Source organism: [Mycobacterium] stephanolepidis, from assembly GCF_002356335.1.
GTDB classification, from domain to species: domain Bacteria; phylum Actinomycetota; class Actinomycetes; order Mycobacteriales; family Mycobacteriaceae; genus Mycobacterium; species Mycobacterium stephanolepidis.
In genome coordinates this window covers 2,428,801-2,452,064 of the sequence record NZ_AP018165.1, presented here as the reverse complement: position 1 = coordinate 2,452,064, position 23,264 = coordinate 2,428,801, and the positions used below count along the sequence as shown (strand labels likewise).

Annotated in this window: 27 protein-coding genes; 20 read left to right on the top strand and 7 right to left on the bottom strand. The window is 62.7% G+C overall.

Features of this window, described 5'->3' with window-relative positions; all coding sequences use genetic code 11:
• Positions 1–305: 305 nt before the first annotated feature.
• From MSTE_RS12110 to MSTE_RS12095, 4 genes are all read left to right on the top strand, one after another.
• Positions 306–1,358, top strand: coding sequence for an acyltransferase family protein (locus MSTE_RS12110; protein ID WP_096501490.1), 1,053 nt, complete (start codon positions 306–308; stop codon positions 1,356–1,358).
• Between the two features lie 104 nt (positions 1,359–1,462).
• Complete coding sequence (locus MSTE_RS12105) at positions 1,463–2,452, top strand: phospholipase D-like domain-containing protein (RefSeq protein WP_096505788.1); 990 nt, start codon at positions 1,463–1,465, stop codon at positions 2,450–2,452.
• Positions 2,445–3,014, top strand: a complete 570-nt coding sequence (locus tag MSTE_RS12100) for a chromate transporter (protein ID WP_096501489.1) — start codon at positions 2,445–2,447, stop codon at positions 3,012–3,014. Before MSTE_RS12105 ends, MSTE_RS12100 begins: the two co-directional genes overlap by 8 nt.
• Positions 3,011–3,556, top strand: a complete 546-nt coding sequence (locus MSTE_RS12095) for a chromate transporter (RefSeq protein ID WP_096501487.1) — start codon at positions 3,011–3,013, stop codon at positions 3,554–3,556. The genes MSTE_RS12100 and MSTE_RS12095 overlap by 4 nt, the downstream gene beginning before the upstream one ends.
• Positions 3,557–3,563: 7 nt before the next feature.
• Here MSTE_RS12095 and MSTE_RS12090 read toward each other — a convergent pair whose 3' ends face one another.
• Complete coding sequence (locus tag MSTE_RS12090; protein WP_096505786.1) at positions 3,564–3,782, bottom strand: hypothetical protein; 219 nt, start codon at positions 3,780–3,782, stop codon at positions 3,564–3,566.
• A 138-nt stretch (positions 3,783–3,920) separates the two neighbouring features.
• Here MSTE_RS12090 and MSTE_RS12085 point away from each other — a divergent pair, with 138 nt between their 5' ends.
• The 4 genes from MSTE_RS12085 to MSTE_RS12070 are packed head-to-tail and all read left to right on the top strand — an operon-like array spanning position 3,921 to position 7,002.
• Positions 3,921–4,544 carry a class I SAM-dependent methyltransferase gene (locus MSTE_RS12085; protein ID WP_096501485.1) on the top strand — a complete coding sequence of 208 codons (624 nt, stop codon included), beginning with the start codon at positions 3,921–3,923 and terminating at the stop codon, positions 4,542–4,544.
• Entirely contained in the window at positions 4,534–5,427 is an 894-nt protein-coding gene (locus MSTE_RS12080; protein ID WP_096501483.1) for a DUF1295 domain-containing protein, read from the top strand. The genes MSTE_RS12085 and MSTE_RS12080 overlap by 11 nt, the downstream gene beginning before the upstream one ends.
• Positions 5,424–6,584, top strand: a complete 1,161-nt coding sequence (locus MSTE_RS12075) for an FAD-dependent oxidoreductase (protein WP_096501481.1) — start codon at positions 5,424–5,426, stop codon at positions 6,582–6,584. Before MSTE_RS12080 ends, MSTE_RS12075 begins: the two co-directional genes overlap by 4 nt.
• Before the next feature lie 4 nt (positions 6,585–6,588).
• Positions 6,589–7,002, top strand: a complete 414-nt coding sequence (locus tag MSTE_RS12070; RefSeq protein ID WP_162291414.1) for a cupin domain-containing protein — start codon at positions 6,589–6,591, stop codon at positions 7,000–7,002.
• A gap of 5 nt (positions 7,003–7,007) precedes the next feature.
• Here MSTE_RS12070 and MSTE_RS12065 read toward each other — a convergent pair whose 3' ends face one another.
• Entirely contained in the window at positions 7,008–8,828 is a 1,821-nt protein-coding gene (locus tag MSTE_RS12065; protein ID WP_096501479.1) for an amidohydrolase, read from the bottom strand.
• A gap of 73 nt (positions 8,829–8,901) precedes the next feature.
• Between MSTE_RS12065 and MSTE_RS12060 the strand changes: the two genes are divergently transcribed.
• The 3 genes from MSTE_RS12060 to MSTE_RS12050 are packed head-to-tail and all read left to right on the top strand — an operon-like array spanning position 8,902 to position 11,560.
• On the top strand, positions 8,902–9,885 hold the full coding sequence (locus tag MSTE_RS12060; protein WP_096501477.1) for a nitrilase-related carbon-nitrogen hydrolase: 984 nt from the start codon (positions 8,902–8,904) through the stop codon (positions 9,883–9,885).
• Positions 9,882–10,919, top strand: a complete 1,038-nt coding sequence (locus tag MSTE_RS12055; protein ID WP_096501475.1) for an agmatine deiminase family protein — start codon at positions 9,882–9,884, stop codon at positions 10,917–10,919. The genes MSTE_RS12060 and MSTE_RS12055 overlap by 4 nt, the downstream gene beginning before the upstream one ends.
• 32 nt (positions 10,920–10,951) lie before the next feature.
• Complete coding sequence (locus MSTE_RS12050) at positions 10,952–11,560, top strand: TetR/AcrR family transcriptional regulator (protein WP_096501473.1); 609 nt, start codon at positions 10,952–10,954, stop codon at positions 11,558–11,560.
• Between the two features lie 16 nt (positions 11,561–11,576).
• Here the strand turns inward: MSTE_RS12050 and MSTE_RS12045 are convergent, their stop codons facing one another.
• Entirely contained in the window at positions 11,577–12,029 is a 453-nt protein-coding gene (locus MSTE_RS12045; RefSeq protein ID WP_096501471.1) for a TIGR03618 family F420-dependent PPOX class oxidoreductase, read from the bottom strand.
• A gap of 159 nt (positions 12,030–12,188) precedes the next feature.
• Here MSTE_RS12045 and MSTE_RS12040 point away from each other — a divergent pair, with 159 nt between their 5' ends.
• Together MSTE_RS12040 and MSTE_RS25870 are read left to right on the top strand one after the other, a co-directional pair.
• Positions 12,189–12,869: a TetR/AcrR family transcriptional regulator gene (locus tag MSTE_RS12040; RefSeq protein WP_096501469.1), complete on the top strand. Its 681-nt coding sequence runs from the start codon at positions 12,189–12,191 to the stop codon at positions 12,867–12,869.
• Positions 12,870–12,883: 14 nt separating this feature from the next.
• Positions 12,884–14,335: an SDR family NAD(P)-dependent oxidoreductase gene (locus MSTE_RS25870; RefSeq protein ID WP_096501467.1), complete on the top strand. Its 1,452-nt coding sequence runs from the start codon at positions 12,884–12,886 to the stop codon at positions 14,333–14,335.
• A gap of 11 nt (positions 14,336–14,346) precedes the next feature.
• On the opposite strand, the gene MSTE_RS12030 is transcribed toward MSTE_RS25870, so the two are convergent.
• Both MSTE_RS12030 and MSTE_RS12025 read right to left on the bottom strand, forming a co-directional pair.
• Positions 14,347–14,583, bottom strand: coding sequence for a YdeI/OmpD-associated family protein (locus MSTE_RS12030; RefSeq protein WP_191985270.1), 237 nt, complete (start codon positions 14,581–14,583; stop codon positions 14,347–14,349).
• 23 nt (positions 14,584–14,606) lie between these two features.
• Positions 14,607–15,119, bottom strand: coding sequence for a hypothetical protein (locus MSTE_RS12025; RefSeq protein ID WP_096501463.1), 513 nt, complete (start codon positions 15,117–15,119; stop codon positions 14,607–14,609).
• A gap of 67 nt (positions 15,120–15,186) precedes the next feature.
• On the opposite strand from MSTE_RS12025, the gene MSTE_RS12020 reads away from it, so the two are divergent.
• Genes MSTE_RS12020 through MSTE_RS12010 form a run of 3 tightly spaced genes read left to right on the top strand, consistent with a single transcriptional unit; the run spans position 15,187 to position 18,333 of the window.
• On the top strand, positions 15,187–16,188 hold the full coding sequence (locus MSTE_RS12020) for an alpha/beta fold hydrolase (RefSeq protein WP_096501461.1): 1,002 nt from the start codon (positions 15,187–15,189) through the stop codon (positions 16,186–16,188).
• Positions 16,189–16,245: 57 nt separating this feature from the next.
• A complete protein-coding gene (locus MSTE_RS12015; protein ID WP_096501459.1) occupies positions 16,246–17,658 on the top strand; it encodes an Hsp70 family protein in 1,413 nt (470 codons plus the stop codon).
• A gap of 57 nt (positions 17,659–17,715) precedes the next feature.
• Positions 17,716–18,333: a DUF1345 domain-containing protein gene (locus MSTE_RS12010; RefSeq protein ID WP_096501457.1), complete on the top strand. Its 618-nt coding sequence runs from the start codon at positions 17,716–17,718 to the stop codon at positions 18,331–18,333.
• A 2-nt stretch (positions 18,334–18,335) separates the two neighbouring features.
• Here the strand turns inward: MSTE_RS12010 and MSTE_RS12005 are convergent, their stop codons facing one another.
• Together MSTE_RS12005 and MSTE_RS12000 are read right to left on the bottom strand one after the other, a co-directional pair.
• Positions 18,336–19,475: an acyl-CoA dehydrogenase family protein gene (locus MSTE_RS12005; RefSeq protein ID WP_096501455.1), complete on the bottom strand. Its 1,140-nt coding sequence runs from the start codon at positions 19,473–19,475 to the stop codon at positions 18,336–18,338.
• A 21-nt stretch (positions 19,476–19,496) separates the two neighbouring features.
• Positions 19,497–20,726, bottom strand: a complete 1,230-nt coding sequence (locus MSTE_RS12000; RefSeq protein ID WP_096501453.1) for an acyl-CoA dehydrogenase family protein — start codon at positions 20,724–20,726, stop codon at positions 19,497–19,499.
• 124 nt (positions 20,727–20,850) lie between these two features.
• On the opposite strand from MSTE_RS12000, the gene MSTE_RS11995 reads away from it, so the two are divergent.
• The 4 genes from MSTE_RS11995 (at position 20,851) to MSTE_RS11980 (ending at position 23,262) form a co-directional block, all read left to right on the top strand.
• Positions 20,851–21,477: a TetR/AcrR family transcriptional regulator gene (locus MSTE_RS11995; protein ID WP_096505782.1), complete on the top strand. Its 627-nt coding sequence runs from the start codon at positions 20,851–20,853 to the stop codon at positions 21,475–21,477.
• 237 nt (positions 21,478–21,714) lie between these two features.
• Positions 21,715–21,960, top strand: a complete 246-nt coding sequence (locus MSTE_RS11990) for a hypothetical protein (protein WP_231897056.1) — start codon at positions 21,715–21,717, stop codon at positions 21,958–21,960.
• 85 nt (positions 21,961–22,045) lie between these two features.
• A complete protein-coding gene (locus MSTE_RS11985) occupies positions 22,046–22,870 on the top strand; it encodes an aminoglycoside 6-adenylyltransferase (protein WP_096501451.1) in 825 nt (274 codons plus the stop codon).
• A 26-nt stretch (positions 22,871–22,896) separates the two neighbouring features.
• Entirely contained in the window at positions 22,897–23,262 is a 366-nt protein-coding gene (locus MSTE_RS11980) for an RNA-binding S4 domain-containing protein (RefSeq protein WP_096505778.1), read from the top strand.
• The last annotated feature ends 2 nt before the right edge of the window (positions 23,263–23,264 follow it).

The window sequence follows — 23,264 nt, the reverse complement described above, 5'->3', positions numbered from 1 at the left end:
AAATTCTTCCCGCCTGCTTTCACCCTTGTGAACCCAACCGGGCATATCTGCTGTCCATGGCTGTGACCTTTACTTATACGTCACTACCGGCCATAGTCGACCTCCGCGGGCGGAAGCGGGTAAAGCGCGACGTGGAACCAACAGAATTCGCTCGTTCGACCTCAGAGAAGCTCGAGCAATTCGCAAATAACTTGAGCACTTGAGGTCTGAAGATTCCTCAAGCGAGGTAGGTCGGGTGCAGGTGGGGATTGTGCAGTATGTTCATTCGCAAGAGTAAACACACAGCATCGGCGCCTCGGGGAATTATGAAGCTTGAGCAGGTATTTGATCGACAGCACAATGCGCTGACTCTGTGGCGTCTCATTCTTGCGATCGGCGTGGTCTTCTATCATTCATGGCCCCTTACCGGCCGCGAGATTGGCTACGAACCAATCGTGCGGCTGCTCAGCAATATTTTTGCCGACGGATTCTTCGCCATCTCAGGTTTCCTCATCACTGCCGCGTGGATGCGTCGCCCGTACCTTAAGGAGTATTGGGCCTCGCGAGTTTTGCGTATTTTCCCGGCACTATGGGTGTGTTTGCTTGTGATCGCCTTCGTGATCGCTCCGATCACAGCCAAGGTCCAGAACACGCCGATTTCGTTATCGGCAGAGCTCGGATATGTGATCAACAACGCCCTACTCAACGTGGCCTACATCGGCATCGACGGCACTCCCGCCGATGTGCCGTTTCCGGGGGTGTGGAACGGATCTATCTGGACCCTTTTCTTCGTTCTGCTCTGTGACGTCATGGTCTCCGTCCTTGGCGTCTTAGGACTTCTGAAGCGCCGCTGGGTTATTCCAGCTCTGTTCGTCTTGGCGACAATCTGGGCGGCTTACGTCTCCTACACCCCACCGATGTTCAGCTGGCCACAGATGCTGGCCCGGTTCTTCGTCGTGTTCCTCGCGGGTGCAATGTTCTATCAGTACCAAGACCGGATACCGGCCCGCTGGTCGTTGGTCATGCTCAGCGCCGCCATTGTGATGGCGTCCGGATTCACCCAAAACTACCGAGTCATAGGTGCGCTGCCCCTGGCCTACGCCATCATCGTTTCGGGCGCCCTGGTCCGTAGAGCGCGGCTGCGCAACGATCTTTCGTACGGCGTGTACATCTACGCATTCCCTATCCAACAGATGCTTGCCACCTTCTGGCTTGTCCGGTTGAATCCCGTGTTGTTCTTCGCCATCGCCACGGCGGCCACCTTGCCGGTAGCCGCATCGAGTTGGTTCGTGGTGGAAAAGCGGGCAACCGAGCTCAAAACCCGGATCTTCCGGAGGTCTACTACGCCGGCTGCGGTACGACGGCCGGCCACGCCGTAACAGCGCGGCCAGTTGCATTGGGGTTCAATGGCGTTGCCAGCCGGATCGAAGTGTTCATGTGAATGGCAGACCACCGCGCGATCTTGGTGCTAGCTTCTGCTCTTGTGTCCCCCTTCGCGCCTCGCCTGATCGTCGAGCCGGACGACGGCCTGGAACCGGTTCGTCAGTTCATTGAGAGCGCAGAAACATCGCTTCTCATCAAACAATTCACCTTCACCGAGGAAGGCTTGATCGACGCGGTCATCGCGCGCCGCAAGGCTGGTGTCGACATTCGAGTGATGCTCAACCCGCAGCGGTCCGGAGGCAATCGCGCCAACGACGACACCTTCGAGAGGCTCACCACTGCCGGGGTGAACGTCGCTTGGTCTAGTCCGAAATTCTATGTGACGCATGAGAAATCGATAGTCGTCGACGGCAAGGCCGCATTGGTGGCGACCTTCAACCTCTGCGAGAAGTACTTCACGCGAACACGTGACTATGGCGTCGTCACGGTCGTGCCCAGTCATGTCAAGCAGATCGTCGAAGTATTCGAGGCCGACTGGGAGCACCGTGACTGGGCACCTTCACTCTTCGACGGCCTGTTATGGAGCAATGCGAACTCCCGCTATCACATGGCGGAGTTCATCGACGCGGCTGAGCAGCGGCTCGACATTCAACATCCGAAGTATGTGGATGCTGTCATCTTGGACCGTGTCGCCGCGGCAGTGGACCGCGGTGTCAGGGTGCGTGTGCTGTGCGGGGGCAGGCACGGCATCAGTGAATGGGACATTCTGGACACGTTCGCGTCGCTACGGACATTGCGTCGCATTGGAGTGAAGGTGCACAAGCAGAAGAACCTCAGGGTGCACGCCAAGTTACTCATCATCGACAACTCCCAGGCGCTGGTGGGCTCGATGAACATCGATCGCAGCGCCTTCGACCTGCGTCGCGAACTTGGGATCACCATCACCGACCCCCTTGTGGTTGCCCGCTTGAAAGACGTCTTCGACACCGACTGGGATCTTTCCCATCAGTACGATCCGCCCGATCCGCTGGATTCACGTCAACACTATGAGGACGACTTCCCACACGATCCGGAACTCATGCATGAGTAGCGGTGACAGCGATCCCCCACTGCCGCGAGTGTCCCTGTTTCGCTTGGCGTGGACGTTCAACCACATCGCACTGGCCTCATTCGGGGGTGGCTTGTCGGCATGGTCGCGCGAGGTGCTCGTCGTCGAGAGGAAGTGGCTCGGCGAGGAGGAATTCCTATCCGCGATGACGATGTGCCGGATTCTGCCGGGGGCCAATCAGATCAACATGGCCGTCTTCGTCGGCACCAAGATGCGCGGTGTCCTGGGCGCCATCGCGGCCGTCGTCGGTCTCTGCCTGATACCGCTGGTTCTGGTGTTGGCGGTGTCGTACTTCTACTTTCGCTTCAAAGAAGTACCCGCCGTCAAGGGCGTATTGCACGGCGCTTCCGCGGCCGCCGTGGCGCTCACGCTGGCGATGGTGATCAAGACCGGACAGAAGTGCCTCACCAGCCTGATCCCGGTGCTCTTGTTCGCCGCCAGCTTCGCGCTCAACGGGTTGATGCGCTGGCCCCTACTGGCGACGCTGGCGCTCCTCGCCCCGTTGGCGCTCTTCTGGGCGTGGCCCAGGAAGGTGTCCACGTGAGCACCTATTGGCAGCTGGTGGTGTTGTTCGGATCACTGTCGCTGATGTCCATCGGCGGTGGCAATGCGGTGCTACCGGAGATGCACCTTCGATCAGTGCGCGACGAACACTGGTTGACCAATTCGCAATTCGCCGACATCTTTTCGATCTCCCAGACCACGCCGGGTCCCAGCATTCTGATCGTGGCGATGGTCGGATATGCCGCAGGCCTTCCCGTCGGTGGCGTCGCGGGGGGAATCCTCGGCGGAGTCATCGCGACGGTCGCCATGGTGTTTCCCGCCGCGTCCCTGGTGTATGCGGTAACCCGATTCTGGCAGCGGGCGCAGAAATCGAAATGGCGCATCGCGGTCGAGAGAGGTTTGGCACCGCTGACGGTCGGGCTCATCCTGGCAACCTCCCTGGTGATGAGCCGAGCCGCCGACCACGATTGGCGCGCATACGCCGTCACCGGCGTATGCACCCTGATCTTCGTCTTTACGAAGGTGAATCCCCTGATCGTGGTCGCCACGGCGGGAGTCTTCGGCTATTTAGGTTTTGTCTAGTACCAGATCAGCGCCAGCCGTACCCGGGTCCGCCAAAACCGACTCCGAATCCGTCGTCGCCCGGCCACATCCACGGGGATGTGAGGTCATCGTCATCGGTGCTCTGTGTGCAAGCGGCATCAGGGCCCAGGCCGCCGGAGAACTGGCAATCAGGCTCACCTCGAGCCGGCGTGGCAAGAATCAGCATGGCCGCCAATACTGCTGTGGCACACGCGCTGTAACGCATTTCCATCCCCCTCCTTCGTCGCAATAACGTGCCGGGTTGGCATGAGATTAGCACCGCATTCGCAGATCAGAGGGTGGTCGAGTCAGGTATTCGCGTGCCCTGATCTGTAACGCCACCGTCGCTTGCGACAATGGCTGCATGGTTGAGCAGAGCCTCTGGATGCAGAAAGTCGCGGCCAATCCGAACCATTCGCATTGGTACATCGAGCGCTTTCGCGCTATGGCGCGTGAGGGTGCGGATTTGGCGGGTGAAGCTCGCTTTGTGGACGCGATGGTTCCTCGTGGCGCCCGCATCCTCGATGCCGGGTGTGGCTCCGGCCGAGTGGGCGGATTTCTGGCGGACGCCGGTCACCACGTGGTCGGCGTCGACGTCGACCCGGTGCTCATCGCGGCAGCCGAGCAGGACCATCCCGGGTCACGGTGGATTGTCAGCGATCTCGCCGACCTCGACCTGCCCTCGGCCGGTGTCGCCGAACCCTTTGACCTCATCGTGTCAGCGGGCAATGTGATGGCGTTTCTCGCTCCGAGCACCCGAATTCAGGTGTTGAGGCGCCTACGCGGACACCTCGCGGAAGACGGCCGCGCGGTGATCGGCTTTGGCGCCGGCCGTGACTACGAGTTCGCTCGATTCCTTGACGACGCCGCCGAGGCCGGCCTCACCCCGGACCTCCTACTGTCCACCTGGGACCTACGCCCCTTCGCCGATGACTCGGACTTTCTCGTCGCGCTGTTGCGAAGGGACAACAGCCCTCATGAGCTCTGAGGCCATCGTCCGAGGCAAGTCACAATCGTTGGTGCTCGTCGGCGTCGCCTATGTCATCGCCGTAGGCGTAGCCGCCGGTTGGCTTGTCTGGGGTCCGGGTACCGGCCGGATGTGGCTGGATACTTTGATCGCCGATGTGCTGGCCACGGTGGTGATATTCGTGTTCAGCAGGATGTACCGCAATTCGAGTTTCTACGACGCCTATTGGAGTGTGATACCCCCGCTGCTGCTGCTCTACTGGTGGAGTCAGTCCGGGGTACATGAGCTGCGTTGTTGGCTCATCGCAATAGTGGTCGTGCTATGGGCAGTGCGCCTCACCGCCAACTGGGTGTATTCGTTTCCTGGTCTGCACCATGAGGATTGGCGCTACCCGATGCTGCGCGCCAGTGCCGGCCGATGGAGCTTCCTGGCCGATCTGGTCGCCATCCATCTCATCCCCACACTGCTGGTCTTTCTCGGGATGGTGCCGGTGTATGTCGCTGTAACGCGCCCCGGGGGCGACTTGGGCTGGCTGACGGCGATCGCGTGTCTTGTCGGCCTCGCGGCGGTAGCTCTGGAGCTGGTCGCCGATGGGCAGATGCACCGCTTCACCGGCAACCGTCGCCCCGGTGAGGTGATGGACCGCGGACTGTGGTCATGGTCTCGGCATCCAAACTATTTCGGAGAGTTCAGTTTCTGGCTCTCCCTGGCGCTCTTCGGTGTTGCGGTCTCCCCCGCGGATGCGTGGTGGCTGTGCCTCGGCGCCGCGGGCATGTTGGGGATGTTCCTGGGCTCGAGCATCCCGATGATGGAGCAGCGCAGCCTGCAGCGGCGGCCCGAGTATCGAGAGGTCATCGCACGGGTCTCCCGATTTGTGCCGCGCCCGCCACGGAAATCGGCGTGAGCCGCAGACGGGTCGTTATCGCCGGGCTCGGCGACAGCGGCCTGCTCACGGCGATTCGCCTCGCCCGTCACAGCGATGTCGTCGGAATCTCCGCCAAACCCGGGTTGCTCAGTGGCCAAGAGTTAGGGGCACGGCTCTCGCGACCCGACGAATGGGCACGGAACTACTGGGTGCCATTTGACCGGTTTCACAGGCTGGACCGCGTGCGTACCGTGCATGCCCGGCTCACCGGCGTCGACTTGAGCACCCGAACTGTTTTCACCCAGAACAGCGACGGAGTATCGCTTGCGGAACCATACGACACGCTGATCATCTCGACTGGTGTCAGTAACGGCTTCTGGCGACAGCCGACACTGCAATTCAACGTGGAGGTCGCCGCAGAGCTGCGTGCGGCGCACCTGCGACTGGCCTCGGCAGGCACGGTAATCGTCATCGGTGGAGGGGCAGCCGCCGTAAGTAGTGCGGCCAACATCGCGATGACATGGCCCAACCTGCGTGTCGATCTGTATTTCCCCGGCGAGCGTGCGCTGACACAGCACTCGCCACGAGTGTGGCATCGGATTCGACAGCGGCTCAACGAACTCCGTGTTGGGTTGCACCCCGGGCACCGTGCACTCATCCCCGACGGATTCACCGGTAACCGAATCACCAGCGAGCCGGTTGAATGGAGTTCCGGGCAGCCGCCGGTCTTCTCCGATGCTGTGCTGTGGGCTATCGGTCGCGTCCAGCCCAATACGGACTGGCTGCCCGCCGAGATACTCGACCACCATGGATTTGTCCGTGTGACATCACAACTGCAGGTTCCCGGTTACCCCGACGTCTTCGCCGTCGGAGACGTCGCGGCCACCGATGCACTGCGCACCTCGGCCCGCAATCGAGCCGACCGGCTTGTGGCTCAAAATGTTCGCGCCGGAGTATCCGGGCGGCCTTTGCGTACCTACCACCCACCCAGGTACCGATGGGGCTCGGTTCTCGGTGTACAGCCCGATGGGCTGGAAGTCTTCGCGCCCTCCGGCCACGCGTTCCGCTTCCCAGCGTGGTCGATCGACCGCGTACTGCAACCCTGGATCATCAAACGCGGTATCTACCACGGCATCCGGGACAACGCGGCGCCTCCGTCCGGTATCGACACTCTCAAACCTCCACGGAAGGACTGACCGCATGAACATCGGCAGCAAGATCGTGCTGGGCGCATGTGCCGGACTGGCAACACTTGCCGCGGCGTGCGGGTCATCTCCCCCTGTGTCCGAACGTGAGCCGGTGAGCCGCACAGACTTACAGCGCCATGATCTGAGCATCCCGGGCCGCGAGGCACTGCAGACACGTGTCGATTTTCGGCCGGGAGCCACCGCTGCCCGCCACAAACATCCCGGCGAGGAGATCATCTACGTGCTCAAGGGCACGCTGGTCTATGACATCGACGGTCAGGGCTCACAGAGTGTCACCGCCGGAGACGTCCTGTTCGTCCCCGCCGAGACTTTCCATTCCGTCCGCAATATCGGTGATGACGAGGGTTCGGAACTGGCAACCTACGTCGTCGACAAGGACAAGCCGCTCGTGGTGTTGGCCAAGTAACCCGGTCAACGCGTGATCTCGTGACGGATCTGACCGTTCATCATCGTCATCGTGACCGCCGCCTCGTGGATATCGTGTGGGTCGCCCTCAAGGATGTTGCGGTCGAGCACGATGAGATCGGCGAGCTTTCCGACCTCCACCGAGCCGACCTTGTTCTCCATCCGGATCTGGTGCGCGGCACCCAGCGTGTTGGCGTGCACCGCCTGCGCCGCCGACAACTTCTGGGCAGTTGGGCCGAGCACCTCGACATTCGGGTCACCGACCAGCTGGCGGGTAACACCGATCTGGATCGATTCGAGTGGCTTGTAGGTGGAGAAGTAGCCCGCCGCAGGCCAATCCGTTCCCAGCGACACTCTCCCACCGGCACGCAGTATGTCCTGGATCCGGTAGAAGTTGTCCTTCCGAGGCGCGCCATATCGGGTCGCCAGGTTGACCACGGTGTCTGGATCGGCGGAGAACCAGTTCGCGGAGAACTGGGCGCCGACCCCAAGCCTTGCGAACCGCGCGTTGTCCGCGTCATCGACATAAATCAAGTGCGCGATCGAGTGCCGGCGATCACGGGCGGGGTTCTTGGCGATCGCCGCCTCAAACGCATCCAGCGCCACCCGAACCGTGCGCTCCCCGCACGCGTGCACATGCATGTCTATACCGGCGGAATCAATCTGGCCGACCAGCTGCCCCCACTGCTGCTCTGTGAACGGTGACGTGCCGATCGAATCGGGTTTGTCCGCATAGGGATCGAGCAGCCAGGCGGTATAACCGCCCTGGGTGCCGTCGCCCATGATCTTGATCATCCCCACCTGAACGAGGTCGCTCGCGATCTCGTCACGAGTCTGGGTGAACATCGCCACCGCATCATCGACCGGGGGCGCCTTCACAACATAGGACGCCACCACGCGGAACGGCAGCGCGCCCCTGCGCTCAATGTCGTTGTACAGCCCAAGCAGTGCAGCCTGAATCCCTACCGGAGGAACACCGGCGTCGAACACCGACGTAATGCCGGCCGCGGCCGCTTTGGGCAACCAGTCTTCAAGCGCACGCTGCATGCTCTCGGCGGTAACCGGTTCGATGGCATCGATCAGGTCGAGCATCGCGCTGATCTCCAAGATGTACCCGCTTGGCTCACCCTTGCTGTCTTTTGCGTAGTAGCTGAAGCCGGGGACTGGGTCGGGCGTATCTCGATGTACTCCAGCGAGTTCCAGGGCTTTACTGTTGGCCCACATACTGTGCGCGTCGACGGCGAAGAAGAACCCGGGCCGATCCTTCAGCACGCTGTCCAACTCCTGACGAGTCGGCCCCTCCGGCCCGAACATGTCGATACGCCAACCAAATCCGCGTATCGGCCCATCCGGATTCTCCTTGGCGTACTTGGCAATAGCTGCCAGCGCCTCTTGCTTGGTCGAAACTTGTAGATTCACGCCACTGCTGAGGAAGGCACCGAAGAACGGATGGATATGCCCTTCCACAAATCCGGGCATGAGCAGCTTGCCACCCAAATCGATGACGCGGGTGCTCGGGCCCACCATTGCCATCGCACCCGCCTCGCCACCGACATGTCTGATGGTATTGCCTTTCACGGCAACCGCTTCGGCCCATTCCTGATGCTCGGACACTGTGTAGACGCGACCATTTCGGAAAACGAAATCCGCCTCGATACTGTCCGAGTTGGCACCACCTGTCGCGGACGACGAATCAGTGCCGGTAGAGCATGCGGCGACGGCGCCCGCCCCGAGCGCCACCGCGGCCGCGGCGCGCAGCGCCGTCCGACGCGTGGCCTTGGTACTCAACGACGAGAAATGCGGGGCCCACTCGCACGCGATGCACATATCTGCACAATACCAGTCTTGACTGAATTTTCAGTTTGTTCTACCGTCCTGTTATCCACCCAGGAGGTACGCAATGCCCGAATCGGGATTCATCGTCACAACTGCGCTCACACCGCCACCCTCACCGGCCCGGGTACACACCCCCCAGCGCGCGCCGTTACGCGTGGCTCTGGTGCAGCACCGTTGGCTCAGCGATCCAGACCACCTGCGCGATCATCTCTTCAGGGGTATTCACTTGGCCGCCGCACAGGGCGCGAAGGCGGTGTTCCTGCCGGAGCTGACACTGTCGCGCTACCCCGCGGACGTACGGGCAGACGCGAACCCCGGCGCCAACGCCGAGGAACTGCTGTCCGGGCCGACATTCTCCTTCGCCACACAGGCCGCCAAGGAGAACGGCGTGCTGGTGCACGCGTCCTTGTACGAACGCGCCGATGCGGCCGACGGGCTCGGATACAACACCGCCATCTTGGTATCCCCTGGCGGTGAACTCGTCGGGCGCACTCGGAAACTCCATATACCCATCACCGAGGGTTACTACGAGGACACGTACTTTCGAACTGGCCCTGCGGAAGACGCGTATCCGCTGTACCGCGTGGCCGAACTCGATAATGCCGCCGTCGGCATGCCCACCTGCTGGGACGAATGGTTCCCGGAGGTCTCGCGGATGTACTCGCTGGCCGGTGCGGAGATCCTGGTCTATCCCACGGCGATCGGTTCCGAACCGGCGTTCCCGGCCTTTGATACCCAGCCGCTCTGGCAGCACGTGATTGTGGGAAACGGCATTACCGCAGGGACATTCATGGTGGTGCCCAACCGTTTCGGAAATGAGGGAGGCGTCAACTTCTATGGTTCCTCGTTCATTTCCGATCCATATGGCCGAATTCTGGTGCAGGCCCCTCGTGATGCGGCAGCGGTGTTGGTGGCGGATATCGATCTTCAGCAGCGCCAGGATTGGCTGGATCTGTTCCCGTTCAACACAACCCGCCGGCCCGACACCTATGGCCGCCTCACCGCACCTGTCGACACGGCCAGCCCCTACGGGTCGCAGGCGTCATGACCTGGCTCATGCCGCCGGAATCGGCACCGCAGCAGCGCGTCTGGATGGCATTTCCGCCACGTGGGGCCGCCGTCTTCGAGAACGCGGAATCCGCGCACGAGGCACGCACCGCCTGGGCCGCGGTCGCGCACGCCATCCTCGACTTCGCGCCGGTCTCGATGATTGTTGACCCCGCCGATCGCTCTGCGGCGCGCACATATCTATCCCAGGAAATCGAGACATTCGAGGCGCCGCTCGATGACGCCTGGATGAGAGATATCGGCCCCACCTTTGTGCACTCCGCGGATGGGCGCCAAGGTGCGGTGGACTGGGTGTTCAACGGATGGGGCGGCGCCGGCGATTGGGCGCGCTGGGACAACGACGCGCGTATCGGCGAAATTGTCGGCGGGCTCGCCGGGGCGGAGGTCATCTCCTCCCCCTTGGTCAATGAGGGCGGCGGCATCCAGGTCGACGGCGAGGGCACAGTGCTAGTCACCGATACTGTGCAGCTCGATCCCGCCCGCAATCCGGGGCTGGACAAGGCCGCGGTCGAAGCCGAGTTGGCGCGCACGATCGGCGCTCGTCATGTGATCTGGCTGCCGCGTGGCCTGACTCGCGACTATGAACGCTTCGGCACACGCGGCCACGTCGACATGGTGGCCACGATTCCGTCTCCGGGACGGCTGCTGGTACACGCACAGAACGATGCCGCGCACCCCGATTACGACGTCACCCGGGCGATCGCCGACCTGCTGGCACAGAGTCACGATGCCCAGGGAAAGCCTTGGGAGATAACGCATGTTCCTGCACCGCAGGTGCTTCGTGACAGCGAAGGCTGGGTGGACTACAGCTACATCAACCATCTGGTCGTCAATGATGGCGTGATCGCCTGCCAGTTCGGTGATTCAGCCGACGATACCGCTGAAGCCATTCTTGCCGAGGAGTATCCGGGCCGCCGGGTGGTAACCGTCGATGCGCGCGAGATCTTCGCGCGTGGCGGTGGTATCCACTGCATCACCCAACAACAGCCCGCCCTGTCCTTCCCTAACATGTAGCGAGCTGTCCGCCGCGGAAGGGAGTGTGTCAGGTGACCAGTCGACAGGATGCGATCCTGCAGGCCAGCGCCGCCGCTATCGCCGAGAACGGCGTCCGCGGCCTGCGCGTCAGCGACGTCGCGCAAGTGGCTGGGGTGTCATCAGGCCTGCTCTACTACCACTTCAAAGACCGTGACGGTCTGCTCGCGGCAGCTCTCACCTACATCAACGACCAGGCGCGCGCATATCGGCAGGCCGCCAGCGGCTCCGGAGTGTCGCGAGCCCAGCTCATCGAGCATCTCCTCGCCGAAATCCAAGACTCCCCGGAGGTGGTGGAGAACTCTCTGGTTTGGAACGAGTTGCGCGCATCCGCCGTCTACGAGGAACCGATACGCGCACCTCTGGCACGAACGTCCCACGAGTGGACGCGCGAAACCGCTGCCGCCATCCGTGCCACTCAGGAGATCGGTGAGGTGTCCGAAACCGTCGACGCCGACCGCGTCGCCTTGCTCCTCAACGCGCTCACCGAGGGCCTGGCCTCCCGGTGGCTTTCCCACGAACTCAGTGCTGCCGAGGCCCGTGCCCATCTGCGCGCCAGTGCCGAGCTGATGCTTCCCGCCCATGACACGCGCTCGAAGCGAGCAGCCAAGGTCGCGAAGTAGCGGTGCACATCGCGGGCTATCCCCGCGTGGGATTGGAGTAGACGCGGCCGGGTGCGATCAGAACTGCGGCGCGTCGTTCCTCGGCCATCACCCTGTCGTAGGTGTCCCAGTCATCATGGGTACCGCCGGCCGCCTGGAAGATGTTGCGCAACAAAAGTCTTAACGTTTCCTCGTCGACACCGGCTTGTTGGTCGTCCGGGCCGATGATCTCCGCGGTTCCCTCCACGGTCACCCACTGCCATCCGGCGCGCACCACGATGGTGGCGCGCGGGTCTGCCCGCAGATGTTCGAGCTTCCGGGTGCCCCCAGCGGCCACCAGTGCAACCACCGGCTCACCGGTTCGCGGGTGGCGCATCACGCCGGCATTGATCACCGATGACTGGACGCTGCCGTCGCGTCGAATCGTGCTGAGCACGCACAGCCCATGCTCACGATCGACTAGCTCGGCGAATGCGGATATGTCTGTCACGACGGGAATCCCTTCCGTGTGCTTGCCACGAGCGGCGCAATCCCAACTGTGCGCCGATCGTGCCGAGGCCGCGAAATATTTGAATCTGATTCAGAAAGATCTTGACGCACACCTCCTCAATCGTTATTTTCTGAATCAGATTCAAATACCGGAGGTGAGATGGTCGGCAACAAACGTGGTGTCGCGTCACGCGCCGCCCTGCTGGAGGCCGGCCGCGCCGCCTTCAGCACGCAGCGGTACGACGAGGTCTCGATCGTGGACCTTGCTCGCACCCTTGGCGTGGCCGCGGGGTCGATCAGTTATCACTTCGGTGGTAAGCGAGGCTTCTACCTGGCGGTAGTCGAGCAGGCCGCCGATGAATTCTGGGGCGAACTCGTCCAGATGCGCGGTCCGGCGCTGGAGCGACTGTCCGAGGGTGTCGGCAAGTTTCTGGATCGGGCACAGCAGGAGCCCGGCGCCTTCGAAGCGCTCCTGGCCGACGTCTCCGATGCCGAGGTGCGGCGTGTTCGTGAACAGCATCGCCAACGTCTGGCGCACGCGTTGGCCGTGGAGATCACCGGAACCGAATCGACGCCGGTGCTGCGCGCAGCGATCAGTGGCTGCCTCTCATTCATCGAGGGCATCGTGCTGCATTGGATGCATACCGACGAGATCTCCCGCGATGCGGTACGCGATCTGATCATGGCCAACTTCTTCGGCACTGTCCTGAGCGCGGTGCAATCGGACCCCGATATCGAACTCAGCCAACGTGTGGTCGAGGCAGTGGTGTCCGATGCGCAGCTACGAACGGTGCTCACCGGTCTCGCCTCGATAAGTCCTTCAACTGACAACACCAAGTAGCCGAAAGCGCCGAGATGTCAATGATTCTGCCCACTGGGCCCTCCCCCGTCGTGCACCATCCGATCGCACGCGCGGCCGCTTATCTGATCGGCCCGCGCGGTTTACGGGACATCGATCGTCTCCGCAGCGAGGTTGCGGGAAAGGTCGTCGTCATCACCGGTGCCTCGTACGGGCTCGGCGCCGCCACCGCTGAAGTCTTCGCGCAGGCCGGCGCCCGCGTGGTGCTGGCCGCACGGTCCATGGATCAGCTCCGGCAGGTTGCCTCCGGTATCGCCGAAAGTGGCGGCGATGCAGCGGTTTACCCGCTCGACTTAACATCCGAGACCTCGATCACGGAGTTCGCCGAGGCTGTTCTCCATGATTTCGGTGCGGTCGACTATCTCATCCACAACGCCGGTAAATCGCTACGCCGGTCGATACACCTCTCCTACGACAGGCCCAAAGACGTCAACGCGACATCGGGGGCCAACTACGTGGGTCCCATGAGACTCACCCTGGCACTGCTACCCGCTATGCGTGCCCGGGGAACCGGCCACATCGTCAACGTGTCAACGGTGGGCGTGATGTTCGGGGTGGTACCCAAGTGGGGCTTCTACCTGTCGTCCAAGGCCGCGTTCGATATCTGGATGCGGGCTGTCGGAATGGAAGCCCGTGGCGATGGGGTGACCCTGACAACTTTTTACGCGGGTCTGATGCACACCCGGATGAGCGCACCGAGCCGGTGGATGCGGCTGCTTCCGGGACAGACCCCACTCGACGCGGCGCGTGTGATTGCCCGCGCCGTCGTGGACAAGCCCAGAACGCTGACCCCGGTGTATGGGCATCCTTTCGCGATATTGGCTCCGGTGCTGCGCTTTCCGATGGATCAGCGGCGAACCGAGCGCCGCGTGCGCCTGCTGGACGCATCGTTGGAAGTTGTGGGCTCACAGGGCTACAACAGCCTCTCGGTCTCGGGTTTGTGCCAGGCCACGGGGCTGAATGACCGGTACTTCTATGAGCACTTCGAGAATCGCCACGCGATCTTCGTGGCGCTGGTCGATGAACTGGCGACGCAGACATTGACGGCCATGACCGATGCCATCGCCGCATCCGGGACCGATGAGCGTCAGGTCGTGCGTGCCGGGTTGGGCGCCTGTATTGATCTGCTCACCGGGGATCGGCGCAAGGCGCGCGTGGTTTTTGTCGAAGCCCCGGCGCACAGCTCACACCAACACCGCACCCAGGTACGCGACATGTTCATCGCGTTGATGCGTGCCCAGGCGAGCCGCATGTCTGCCGGCGTCCTATCACAGGATTTGGACCATAGAGTCACCCTGGCAGGCGTCCAGTTGTTCGGCGCGCTCATGGAGAGCGTGACGAGTTGGCTTGCCGGTGATCTTGCCATCGGTAAGGAGCAGCTGATCGATCTCAGTGCGGATCTCCTGCTCACGGTCGCCAATCACGCGCTGGCCGTTGACAACATCTGACGTTGCCGCGGCTACTTGCCCGTGCGCTCGCGGTGCTTGCACCCGGGCCAGCAGCAGGGCCGCCGCTTTCCTTCTTCAAGTTCTTCCTGGGTACGCCGTATGCGACGTTCCCGGGTGGCTTCCTGCTTGGCATCCTCGACCCAGCAGATGAACTCATTGCGCCCCAGCGGGGTGATGTCCTGCCATAGCGCCAGGGCCGTGGGATTCCCGATCAGTGCGGTGCGTAAGTCTGCGGGCAGCGTATGCACGACCCCACCGGGCACCTGCTTACTCACGGCGTAGGGCTGCCCTGGGCAGGAGCCGCGGGTTCATAGCCGGGCGGCGCAGGATCCTTCAGCGACGTATATCCGGGTGGCAGCGGTGGACCCGAGGGTGCCGGCGCATAGGGGTCCCTGATCCTTCCGGGATTCGAGGACTCCGGAGCGTTCGTCGAGATGTATCCCGGCGGCAGCTGCGGAGCGGGTCCCGCACCGGCAGGCCGGCCGGTGACACCTTCGGGCGTATCGAGTGGACCGTCGTGGGCCTGATGCCAAAGGTCGCGGATGGTCCCCAACGGGCCGCTCGAGCCCGAGCCGTACGTGGGGTTCGCGATCTCGGGAACCGCGGGCTGAGCTGGTGGCGGAGGCGGTGGGCCCAGGGGTCCGATGGCAGGTGCGGCCGCGTCCGGAGTCGAGGGTCCCGGCGCAGGTCCGGGCACCCCGGGCTCCGCCCAGGCCGGGAGCGACAGGGATAGCGAGGCACCGGCGACGAGTGCGCCAGCGACAAACAGCTTGGCTGCGTCCATCGGCTCATCGTCGCATAGTCGTTCTGCAGCCGCTGGTCGGTGATGCCGGATGATTAGGCTCCCCGACATGATCAGCAGACGCGGATTTTCCACAGTGGTGCTCGCTGCGGCGGTCGGTGCTACCACCCTCGGGGCGTGCTCGAACGGTGCCCGTGTCGACGTGGCGCGTCCGCGTACACAGTTCCCTCCGGTCAAACAGGTCGACGCGGGTCTGCTCGACGTCGGGTATGTCGATGAGGGCCCACTCGATGGACCACCGGTGATTCTGCTGCATGGGTGGCCCTATGACATTCACAGTTATCTGGACGTGGTGCCGCTTCTGACCGCCAGGGGGTTTCGAGTTCTGGTGCCCTATCTGCGTGGATACGGCAGTACCCGATTCAGGTCCGCGGACACCTTTCGCAACGGTCAACAAGCCGCGCTTGCCGGCGATGTCATCGACTTCATGGACGCGCTGAAGATCCCGTCGGCCATTCTCGGCGGGTTCGACTGGGGCGCCCGCAACGCCGACATTGTGGCCGCGATCTGGCCCGAGCGTGTCAAAGCGCTTGCGGCGGTCAGCGGTTACATCATCGTGAACCTAGAAGCCAACCAGCAGCCGCTGTCACCACAAGCGGAACTGGGCTGGTGGTACCAGTACTACTTCTCCACCGACCGTGGGTTACGGGGATACCGGCAAAATACCCACGACTTCAACAAGCTCATCTGGCACAACGCCTCACCGACGTGGACCTTCGACGACACCACCTATGACCGATCGGCCGGCGCCTTCGACAACCCCGACCATGTCGACATCGTGATACACAACTATCGGTGGCGGCTCGGGCTGGCCAAGGGCGAGCCGCGCTACGACGCCGTCGAGGCCAAGTTGGCGACCAAGCCAACCATCAGCGTGCCAACCATCACGATCGGTAGCGATTTCGACGGGCCGGCCAAGGACGGGGCTACCTATCGGAAGATGTTCACGGGCAAGTACTCCCACCGAATCCTCGACGGTGTCGGACACAACGTCCCGCAGGAGGCGCCCAAGGAGTTCGCCTCCGCGATTATCGATGCGAACGCCCTTTAGGTCCTCCCTTAAGGTCACCCACCTAGAATCACAATCGAACAGGCGAACAGGTAGGGAATGAACTCACTCGGAATGTCGATCGGGGCTACACAGCTGGTCGCCACCGACGGCAACCCTGACGGCGTTCCCGTCGTGCGGACGTCGATGCTCACCCTGCATGACGATCGGCCCTCGGAGGTCGGCATCCCGAAGGAGCCTGGTCTGGGCCTCACCGGATTTGTCGATCGCGTCGGAGATCCCGTCGGAATCGTAGGAGCCGACGGATCGGTGCACAGCGCCGATTGGGTCATGGCAGAAGCCATCCGGGTCATGGTCGCCGACGCGGCGGTTGTGGCGAGTCTCCAGACTCCTCCGGCACTCGCGGCTGCCATACCCGCCCACTGGAGCGCGCAGTCCATCACCGCGTTGCGCGCCGCCATCGACAAAGTGCCCGCCCTGGCGCCCGGCGGAAAGCCGATGAAGCTGGTGCCCGACGCACGCGCGGCATTGGTGAGCGTGCGCGATCGCCTCCCCGATCACGGAGTCGTCGTCGTCTGCGATCTCGGCGGAACCGGCACAAGCATCACGTTGGCCCATGCCGCAACCAATTTCGAGCCCATCGGCGAGACTGTTCGCCATCGCGACTTCTCCGGGCAACGCATTGACCAGGAACTGTTGACGCAGGTCCTCACCGGCCTCGACCAGGATCCGGACGGCACAGCATCCTTGGGGGCGTTGACGCGCCTGCGTGATCGGTGCCGCGCGGCCAAGGAACATCTGTCGACCGACACGACGACCGTGGTTCCGGTCGAGCTGCCCGGCATCACCGCCGATGTGCGGCTCACCCGAAGCGAGCTGGAAGACCGGATCCGAGGCCCGCTTGCCGCGTTGATCACAACCATCCAAGAAACCCTGGAACGCAACAACATTCCTTCCGCTGGCGTCAGCGCTGTCCTCACCATCGGAGGCGGCGCCGCCATTCCTCTTGTGACCCAGCAGCTTTCCGAACGATTGCGATGCCCGATCATCGCCGCACCACAGCCCCAGCTCGCCGCCGCATTCGGGGCCGCCGTCATGGCCGGTCAACCAGACGAGACACCATCGCTCGAAGCGACCATGATGCGGCCGGTGCCGACGGGCGAGGAAACCGCCAAAAGCCCGGCATCCAAGCCCATCGACACCGTCGAATCCGATAGCTTTGCCTGGTCCCAAGCCGATACTTCCCCGGAACTGCAGGAGTATCAGGACTACTCGACGCCGGTCACGGCCGCTCGCCCGGAGGTGACCTTCAGCCCCGGACCGGGCGACTACCATGACACCGACCGGATGCGCTGGTTCCAGCGACCGTTCCTGTGGTTTCTTGCCGCAGCGGTGTTCTCGGCGGCCATATTCACTGCACTATTCATCGCGTGGCAGGACCGCGACGATGCTCCGTCGCCAAGTAATCGCACGTCGACCACGACGACGGCGACCAGCACACCCCATCCCTAGCGGCGAATGTTGGCTTAGGCCAGGCGGTCGAGCTAGACGATACGAGCGGGAGGGTCCATGACCGGCACCAGACGATTCTGGATCGCACTCGTGGTGGGGTTGGCGGCCGGCATCCTGACGTGGACGCTGTTGCAGCGCTGGCAGGTTGCCCTGCTCGCGGTGGTAATCGTCGCCGCGGCCATCAGTGTCGTATGGGCGCTGATTGTCTTGTGGCCAATGGATCCGGACCAGACACGTGCCCGCGCGAGCAGCGAGGACATGGACGACGAGCTCGGCGATGTGGCAATGCTGCTGGTCCTGGTCGCCAGCCTGTCCGCGATCGGAATACTTCTGATCTCCGCCAATGACGAGGACAAGGGTATTTACGCGGGCCTGTGCATCGGAGCGATCCTGACCGTGTGGGCGATGCTGCACACGATTTACGCCGCTCGATACGCGCGGATCTATTACCAGGACATCCCCGGTGGAATCGACTTCAATTCCACCGTGCCGCCGCGCTACGTCGACTTCTACTACTTCTCCTTCAATCTCGGCATGACGTACCAGGTGTCTGACACCGCCGTCACCGAGTCGCATATCCGCGATGTGGTCTTGAAACACTGTCTATTCAGCTACGTCTACGGCACCGTGATCATTGCGTGCACGATCAATCTGGTGATCAATCTCGTCGGATAGATCTAGTCGCGCGCGTGCTGATACCGCGTGGTGTGGAAGTCTCGGTTCCCGAATTCCGACTCAATCACGGTGAGACGCTTGAAGTAATGTCCGATGGCGAGCTCCTCGGTCATGCCCATGCCGCCGTGCAACTGAACGGCCTCCTGCCCCACCAGCCTGGCCGCACGCGCGATAGTCGCCTTGGCGGCCGACACCGCCCGGGTGCGGCGCGCGCCGTCGAGATTGAGCGAGGCCAGATAGGAGGCCGCGACCGCCTGCTCGACCTCGATATGCATATTCACCATGCGGTGTTGCAGCGCTTGGAAATTGGAGATGGCTACGCCAAACTGTTGACGCTGCTTGGTGTATTCCACCGTGTCGGCTAGGACCTTGCGCAACATCCCCACCGCCTCGGCCACGGTGGCGGCTGTGGCCTCGTCGAGTGCGGCATCGATCAGCGGCCACGCCTCGTCCACCTCCGAGATACGCGCCGAATCCGGCACGCGCAGGCCGGCTATCACCAGATCGCTGGCGTGATGGTCATCGATCGTCCGGTAGTGGTGTGCGTCTACCCCCGGCGGCGGATCAACGGGATCGAACGGTATCGCGAATAGCGTGAGACCCGCGGTGTCTGCGTCAGCACCGGAGGTCCGTGCGGTGATAATCAGATGGGTGGCGAGCGGTGCGTCACTGACCACGATCTTCTCGCCGTCGAGTACCCAGTCCTGTCCTTCACGGCGCGCGGTGGTCCGCACGGAATGAAACGACTGGCCGGAAGTCGGCTCCAGGGCCGCAAATCCGGTGACAACATCGCCGGCCGCAATACCGCCGACGAGTTCTGCGGCAAGGTCGCTGCTCGAGCGCCGTAGCAGCCCGCCGCCGAGAACCACGGTGCCGATGAATGGCTCGACCACCAGATGCTGCCCGAGCACTTCGGCGATGACAAGAACTTCCTCTGCGCCCCCACCCAGACCACCGCGGTCCTCGGGCAGTGGTGCGCCGAGAATGCCGAGCTCCTCGGCGAAGGATTTCCATACCTGCGGCTGCCAGCCGACACTCGAGCGCGCCGCGCGTCGACTGGTATCCAGGGCGTAGCGGTGAGACAGGAAGTCCGAGACAGAATTCTTGAGGAGTTGCTGTTCGTCGGTGAGGTTGAAATCCATGGTGATATTCGCTCTTGTCTGTCAGAGACCCAGTTGGGCCTTGGCGAGGATGTTGCGTTGAATCTCGTTGGAACCGGCGTAAATTGATCCAGCTCGATCGTTGAAGTAATGCAGCGGTGCCACCGCCTGCCACAACTCACCGCTGTGGTAACCGTCGGCGGGCGGGGTGTACTCGACCACCGGACCACCCGGCTTCGTGACATGGGGCTGATACACACGACCGCGCGGACCGGCGGCCTCCAGCGTGAGCGTGGTCAATGCTTGAGAAAGTTCGGTGCCAAGGATTTTCAGCATCGAGGATGCGGTGCCGGGGTTACCGCCACCGGCAACAACCGCCAGCACTCGATGCTCAAGAACTTCCAACACGTCGACACGAATCGCGAGATCGGCGAGCTTGGCGCGGAACAGGGGATCTGCTGCCAGGGTGCCATTTTCGGTGGGTACTGATTGGGCTGCGGTGCTCAACTGATCGAGACCCACCTGCAGCATGGGCGCCACTGCCCCACCGCCACGCTCGAACTCGAGAAGGTACTTCGCGACAGTCCACCCCTCGTCGACCTCACCGAGGACATTCGCTTTGGGCACTCGCACGTTGTCGAAGAAGACGACGTTCTGCACCTCCTCTCCCGAGCTCATCACCAGTGGCTTCACATCGATTCCGGGCGAGGTGAAGTCGATGAGGATGAAGGTGATACCGAGCTGCTTCTTCAGGCCCTTGGTGGTACGAACGAGGGCGAACATCCAATTCGCTTCGCGGGCATGGGTTGTCCAGATCTTAGAACCATTGAGAATGAAGTCATCGCCGTCGGCGACCGCCGACATCTGCAATGACGCCAGGTCGGAGCCGGATTCCGGTTCGCTGTATCCCTGGCAGAAAAACACCTCGCCGGTCAGGATGCGGGGCAGGAAGAAGTCTTTCTGCTCCTGGGTGCCGAACTTGACGATAGCGTGCGCAACCATCCGAATACCCATGGGCGACAGGGCGGGCGCCCCGGCAATCATGGACTCGACCGCGAAGATGTAGTGCTGCGCGACAGTCCAGGGCTGCCCACCGTACTTCACCGGCCACGCCGGCGCGGCCCATCCCTTCTCATGCAGGATCGCCTGCCATTGCAGGCTCGCCTCATGGTCGCTGTACACACTCGTTTGCAGACGCCCGGCCGAACGCAGGTCCTCCGTGAGGTTCTCTTCCAGGAACTCCCGAACCTCCGTGCGGAATTGTTCTTCCTCTGCCGAGAAGGCCAGGTCCATGTGCACTCCGTTGCGTCGAGTCGGTGATGTGAAGGTGATGAATCGCATTAATCTGGATGCAAGCGCATTCAGATTAATGCCCGTTCGATTCCCGGGCAACACCGGCTCCTGCAAGACTGATCGGGTGCCATCCCCCGCCGGTCGCTCCTACAGCGGCCTTCCTGCAGACGAACGCCTGGCCCGGCGTCGACGGCAGCTACTGGAGGTCGGGTTGGACATCCTCGGCGCCCCGGACGGACCCGGCGACCTCACCCTGCGCGCCGTCTGTCAGCGCTCTGGCCTGGCGCAACGTTATTTCTACGAAAGCTTTGCCGACAAGGACGACTTCGCCGTCGCGATCTTCGATTGGGCAGTTGAGGGGCTTGCTTCGACCGTCGAGGCCGAGGTGGCCGCGGCACCACCCCGCCTGCAGGTGCGAGCCGGTATCACCAGCGTGGTGCGCGTCATCAACGCCGACCGGCGCATCGGACAGCTGCTGTACAGCCCCAGCCAGGTCAACCCGGTGCTGGTCCGCAAGAGATTCGAAGCCACCGCGATGTTCGTCTCGCTGTTCGCCCAGCACCTGCGCGACTGGTTCCGGCGGGACGATCAGGGCAATCTGCCCGTACTGGCCCATTTCATCATCGGGGGCGTGGGCCAGGCCGTCGCGGCGTGGCTGCACCAGGACGTAGCAGTCGGCGAGGACGAGTTGATCGAGCAGCTCGTCGAGATGCTGCTCGCCCATGGGCCCGAACGCTCTGCGCAACTCTGAAAGCCAGGCACATCTGCCCAATACCCATACCCGGCGCAGGTATTCTGAGTATTAACTGAAATCTCCATGAGAGCTTCCTGATTTCCCTCATGCCGATCTAGACATACGCCTTGAAAATCATATATGCATAGATAGACATGAATTGTGGCGGTCGCGAAGCGCGGCACAATCAGTTAGCTGAGTTTCAAAGTGCAGAGAGGCGTGGACATGCGCGTATTGACGGCAGTGAGTTCGGCAATGGCCCTCGGAATAGTGACACTGATTGGGGCGCCGGTCGCGGCGGCGGCACCGGAACCCCCACCGGTGTGTTACGCCAACCAGCCCAGTGTCAACGCCACCGAGTTTGACCCGTGCCTGGCGCCGGGTGACGTCGAGTACCAGCAAGGTGCCCATCAGCCGACCTACGACGGCGCCAACCCGTTGACACCGCCCGGGGTCAACCCGTTCGTGCCGGACGGCACCAACAAGAACAACGCCGGCTAGCGGGCTACCCGACGCGCCGGACACACCTGCCAGACACGCGGAAAAGCTCTTGAGAACAGCGGCTCCGCCAGCCAAGGATGTAGGCGTGAATTACGGTGAGGTGCTTGAGAAGTTGGTCGCATGGGCCGCTGAGACAGACGCCGTCCGGGCAGTCATTGTCACCGGATCCGCTGCCAACGGGGATGATCATCCACTATCAGATCGGGATATCGAGCTCTACGCGCCCGATCCCGATGACCTGGCGGACGACGATTCCTGGTGGTCAGACCTGGGTGAGGTCCTTGTGGTCGAGCGTCTGGAAGACGAAGACACCGGGTATCCCACCCGGCTGATCTACTACGCGGGCGGCAAGCTCGACTTCACCCTGGTACCTGCCGAAGACCTGGCCACCGCGCAGCACGATAGACCCTTTCTGGTCCTCCTCGACAAAGACGATCTCGCGCCCGCCCCAGAGTCGGTGGGTGCGCCCGAGGGTGAGCTACCGGACGAGGAGGAGTTCGAGGAGTGTCTGCACTGGGGTTACGCCGCGGCGTTGATGTGTGCGAAATCGGTGGTACGCGAGGAACTCTGGTCGGCCAAGCTACGTGACCAGGACCTCAAGGAAGAACTGCTGCGAGTCATCGAGTGGGACCACACCGTGCGGCATGGCATCGCCCATGACACCAGATACCTGGGCTCCCGGATGAACAGCTGGATGGACTCGGACATTCGCGAACAACTCAACGGATGCTGGGGTCATTTCGACGCCGTCGACACCGTCAACGCACTGCGACAGACCGTGGACCTGTTCGCGCGCCTGTCCGCACGGACCGCCGCCGCCCTCGACTTCCCACCGTTTCGTCACGAACGGCTGCAGCGCGAGATCGAGCAGATCCTGTCGCTGCGCGACCAGGAGGTTCTGGAAGTTTGACGCCCGGACACTTCATGATGGAGGACATGGAGTCGTCACGCGTCGATCGGTGGCTATGGGCGGTCCGGTTGACAAAAACCCGGCCGGACGCCGCCGCCGCATGCCGAGGCGGACATGTTCGAATCAACGATCGACCGGCGAAGCCGTCGACGACCGTGTCCCCCGGCGACGAGGTTCGCGCTCGGGTCGGTGACACCACGCGGATCGTGAAGGTGGTACGGGTGATCCAGAAACGGGTTGGTGCTGCCGATGCCGTGACCTGTTATCTCGATCGAACACCTGCGCAGCCCGCCCTTCCCCCGGTCCTGGTGGCAGCGCGTGATCGTGGTGCCGGTCGACCGACCAAACGAGACCGGCGAGTGCTGGACAAGTGGCTCGCGGGTCGGGAATGAAC

Excerpts from the sequence above, each read along its gene's own strand:
- MSTE_RS12110 (WP_096501490.1), top strand. The coding sequence starts at position 306 with ATGAAGCTTGAGCAGGTATTTGATCGACAGCACAATGCGCTGACTCTG.
- MSTE_RS12100 (WP_096501489.1), top strand. The coding sequence starts at position 2,445 with ATGAGTAGCGGTGACAGCGATCCCCCACTGCCGCGAGTGTCCCTGTTT.
- MSTE_RS12090 (WP_096505786.1), bottom strand. The coding sequence starts at position 3,782 with ATGCGTTACAGCGCGTGTGCCACAGCAGTATTGGCGGCCATGCTGATT.
- MSTE_RS12085 (WP_096501485.1), top strand. The coding sequence starts at position 3,921 with ATGGTTGAGCAGAGCCTCTGGATGCAGAAAGTCGCGGCCAATCCGAAC.
- MSTE_RS12080 (WP_096501483.1), top strand. The coding sequence starts at position 4,534 with ATGAGCTCTGAGGCCATCGTCCGAGGCAAGTCACAATCGTTGGTGCTC.
- MSTE_RS12070 (WP_162291414.1), top strand. The coding sequence starts at position 6,589 with ATGAACATCGGCAGCAAGATCGTGCTGGGCGCATGTGCCGGACTGGCA.
- MSTE_RS12065 (WP_096501479.1), bottom strand. The coding sequence starts at position 8,828 with ATGTGCATCGCGTGCGAGTGGGCCCCGCATTTCTCGTCGTTGAGTACC.
- MSTE_RS12060 (WP_096501477.1), top strand. The coding sequence starts at position 8,902 with ATGCCCGAATCGGGATTCATCGTCACAACTGCGCTCACACCGCCACCC.
- MSTE_RS12055 (WP_096501475.1), top strand. The coding sequence starts at position 9,882 with ATGACCTGGCTCATGCCGCCGGAATCGGCACCGCAGCAGCGCGTCTGG.
- MSTE_RS12040 (WP_096501469.1), top strand. The coding sequence starts at position 12,189 with ATGGTCGGCAACAAACGTGGTGTCGCGTCACGCGCCGCCCTGCTGGAG.
- MSTE_RS25870 (WP_096501467.1), top strand. The coding sequence starts at position 12,884 with ATGTCAATGATTCTGCCCACTGGGCCCTCCCCCGTCGTGCACCATCCG.
- MSTE_RS12025 (WP_096501463.1), bottom strand. The coding sequence starts at position 15,119 with ATGGACGCAGCCAAGCTGTTTGTCGCTGGCGCACTCGTCGCCGGTGCC.
- MSTE_RS12020 (WP_096501461.1), top strand. The coding sequence starts at position 15,187 with ATGATCAGCAGACGCGGATTTTCCACAGTGGTGCTCGCTGCGGCGGTC.
- MSTE_RS12015 (WP_096501459.1), top strand. The coding sequence starts at position 16,246 with ATGAACTCACTCGGAATGTCGATCGGGGCTACACAGCTGGTCGCCACC.
- MSTE_RS12010 (WP_096501457.1), top strand. The coding sequence starts at position 17,716 with ATGACCGGCACCAGACGATTCTGGATCGCACTCGTGGTGGGGTTGGCG.
- MSTE_RS12005 (WP_096501455.1), bottom strand. The coding sequence starts at position 19,475 with ATGGATTTCAACCTCACCGACGAACAGCAACTCCTCAAGAATTCTGTC.
- MSTE_RS12000 (WP_096501453.1), bottom strand. The coding sequence starts at position 20,726 with ATGGACCTGGCCTTCTCGGCAGAGGAAGAACAATTCCGCACGGAGGTT.
- MSTE_RS11990 (WP_231897056.1), top strand. The coding sequence starts at position 21,715 with ATGGCCCTCGGAATAGTGACACTGATTGGGGCGCCGGTCGCGGCGGCG.
- MSTE_RS11980 (WP_096505778.1), top strand. The coding sequence starts at position 22,897 with ATGGAGTCGTCACGCGTCGATCGGTGGCTATGGGCGGTCCGGTTGACA.